This window comes from Pseudomonadales bacterium (genome assembly GCA_013215025.1).
Classification (GTDB): Bacteria; Pseudomonadota; Gammaproteobacteria; order Pseudomonadales; family DT-91; genus DT-91.
In genome coordinates, this window is the sequence record JABSRR010000250.1 from 1 (window position 1) to 2,776 (window position 2,776).

General features: G+C 50.1%; 3 protein-coding genes. All 3 read right to left on the reverse strand.

Going from position 1 to position 2,776, the window contains the following annotated elements:
• Positions 1-42: 42 nt before the first annotated feature.
• From HRU21_12515 to HRU21_12525, 3 genes are read right to left on the reverse strand one after another with little or no spacing between them, the layout of a single operon-like run.
• On the reverse strand, positions 43-1,413 hold the full coding sequence (locus tag HRU21_12515; GenBank protein ID NRA43113.1) for a Ktr system potassium transporter B: 1,371 nt from the start codon (positions 1,411-1,413) through the stop codon (positions 43-45).
• A 10-nt stretch (positions 1,414-1,423) separates the two neighbouring features.
• Positions 1,424-2,077 carry a TrkA family potassium uptake protein gene (locus HRU21_12520; protein NRA43114.1) on the reverse strand — a complete coding sequence of 218 codons (654 nt, stop codon included), beginning with the start codon at positions 2,075-2,077 and terminating at the stop codon, positions 1,424-1,426.
• Between the two features lie 39 nt (positions 2,078-2,116).
• Positions 2,117-2,749, reverse strand: coding sequence for a DNA-3-methyladenine glycosylase I (locus HRU21_12525; protein NRA43115.1), 633 nt, complete (start codon positions 2,747-2,749; stop codon positions 2,117-2,119).
• Positions 2,750-2,776: the final 27 nt, after the last annotated feature.

Genomic DNA, 2,776 nt, shown 5'->3' on the forward strand with positions numbered 1-2,776 from the left:
GACTTGCTAATAATTTAGAGGTCGGTGCCGGGCAAAAGTTCCCTAGCCCGTGATCACATCTTCATCGGCATAGCTTACGCAAACCTGTTTAGGCAGCGTGGCAAAATAGGCTAGCGTGATTGGGCCAATCCGCCCAATAATCATTAAGCCGGTCATGATCAGCTTACCTGCGGGGCTGAGCTCGGCGGTGAGGCCTGCGGTGAGGCCCACCGTGCTGAAGGCTGAAATGGCTTCAAACAATACCACGTCGAAACGGGCATTCTCAGTGACCATTAGCATGAAGGTGGCGCTAATCAGGATGAAAAAGCTGACAACAATAATCGCCAGCGCTTTGAGTGCGATCATTGGCGCGATATTGCGTTTGAAGGCGGTGAATTGACTATGCCCCTGTAAAAAGCTGCGGGTGGCGATTAATGCGACGGCAAAGGTGCTGACTTTAATGCCGCCGCCGGTAGACGTGCTGCCAGCGCCTATAAACATCAGCGTCATCATCACCAGTAAGCCAGCATGCGACATGTCGATAATATTGATCGAATTAAAACCTGCAGTGCGGGCGGTAGCCGACTGAAAAAATGCGCCAAGGTACTGCGTGGATGCATCAAGGTGACCAAGTGTCAGCGGGTTGTCGCGCTCAAGCAGATAAATCAGTACGCTGCCAATCAACAACAGTGCGACTGATACCAGCAGGGTTAGCTTGCTGTGTAAAGACAGTCGCGCCTGCTTAGGGTAGCGCAGCAGGTCTAAAATCACGGTAAAGCCAAGCCCGCCAATAATAAATAACGCGCTCAGGCTGATGAGCACGCTGGGTTCGCTAGCATAGCCGGTGAGAGAACTGTTGAATAAGGAGAAACCGGCGTTATTGAACGCCGATACGGCATGAAATACCGCATAGTAGATACCTTTCCACCAGCCCATTTCAGGCACCCAGCTGAGGCTTAGGATTAGTACGCCAATGCTCTCGACAATAATGGCAAATAACACAATGGCGCGCACCAGCTGAAAGATATTGCTGCTGACGTCTTGATTCAATTCTTCGCGCACAATCGCCTGTTCTTTTAGGCTAATCCGCTGACGCAACGCGAGTAAAATAATGACTCCTAGGGTCATTTGCCCAAGGCCGCCAAGCTGCATAAGTAACAATAGCCAAACATGACCGAGGGCGGAGAAATGGCTGCCGGTGTCGACAACGCCAAGGCCGGTTACGGTTAATGCTGAGGTGGCGGTAAATAACGCGTCAATCCAACCCAGTCCGGTAACTGAGGCGATCTCGGTCATTAAGAAAAGGGTTGAGGGCAGCAAAATTAAGGCATAGCAGACCAGTATCAGGCTGGCCGGTCGATTTAGCCTTGAGTTGCGGCGATTAACCGTTTGCACATACTGGCTGTATTGATGTCGCCGTTGGCTTTTGCTCATTGTGGGCCTGTCACGATGAGAGGCGGCGGATCAATTTTTTTAACGCTTGCCGCTGGCCGCCAACGATCATAATGTCACCTTGTTCTAACAATATGTCGCTGGCGGGATTCGACAGCAGCTGCTCGCCGCGATGTAGCGCAAGGAGCTGAACGTTATCGCTAAGCTTTAGCTGGGCGACTGACTGACCATGCAGAAATGGCATGACATTCAGTTCGTATATTGCCAAGCTATCGCTGAGTTCGACAAAGTCGAAAATCAGGGGGGAAAGCAGCTGGCGAGAGGTGCGCCGAGCCTCGGTGAGCTCAGGGTTAATGATTTTGCTGGCGCCCACTTTGAGTAAGGTTTTGCTGTGCAGCTTATTGCGTGACTTAACCCAGATCTCTTTAACGCCTGCTTCCTTCAGGCAGATAGTCATTAAGATGCTGGTGCCGATATCATTACTCAGGGTCACGACTACCGCATGAAAGCTGGCCAGCTTCAGTTCTTCAATCACCCGTTCATCGCTGGCATTGGCAATGACTGCCTGGGTGACCATGGGCGAAATATTTTTAACTAAGCTGCTGTGCTGATCTATCGCAAGTACTTCAACGTCTTGCGACATCAACTCTAAGCAAAGGTTTTCTCCGAAGCGGCCGAGGCCAATAACTGCAATTTGTTTTTTCATGCCTGTCCTTGCTTATCCTTGGCTGTGCTTGCGGCCTGTCTATGATGACGTTCGGTTCTCTCCGGCGCAGCACGCTACCAGCTGGCTCAGCTGTTGATAGTGCCATCCACTTTGCTGCTGCAGCTGATTAAAAAACTGCTGCGTCTGATTTAAGGCGCGCTTAGTATATAAGCCACTATCAATCACTTTAGCGTGGCGCAAATATAATTCAACATCGCGGGTGAGTAAAAAGCTGTCTTTGCCGATAGCGCGCAGCGCATAAGGGCCAGTATTACCGCCAAGCCTGCTGCCGTGCTGCTTTAAATATTGCCATAAATGAATAATGTCATCGTTTGGCCAGCGATCAATGAATTCGGCAAAGCTGCAGCCCTCGCGCTGTCGAGTGCTGGCAATCATTTGTGCATTATCACGAATGGTCCACACTTTTTTTAGGTTACGAATAATACTGGGGTCTTTGGCTTTACGCTCTAACATCTCATCCGGCATCATCAGTAGCTTATCAACGTCAAATTGCCAAAACAATTCTTCGAAGCCGGGCCATTTTTTTTCAACCACGCGCCAAACAAAGCCGGATTGAAATACTTTTTTACTGAGTGCAGAGAGAATTTGATTGTCGTCAAGTGCCAGTACTGAGTCCTCGGCCACGATTTCGTCGGGGCAAATATACTGCAATAGCCTGGCCTCAGAGCCCTTACGTGC

Excerpts from the sequence above, each read along its gene's own strand:
- HRU21_12515 (NRA43113.1), bottom strand. The coding sequence starts at position 1,413 with ATGAGCAAAAGCCAACGGCGACATCAATACAGCCAGTATGTGCAAACG.
- HRU21_12520 (NRA43114.1), bottom strand. The coding sequence starts at position 2,077 with ATGAAAAAACAAATTGCAGTTATTGGCCTCGGCCGCTTCGGAGAAAAC.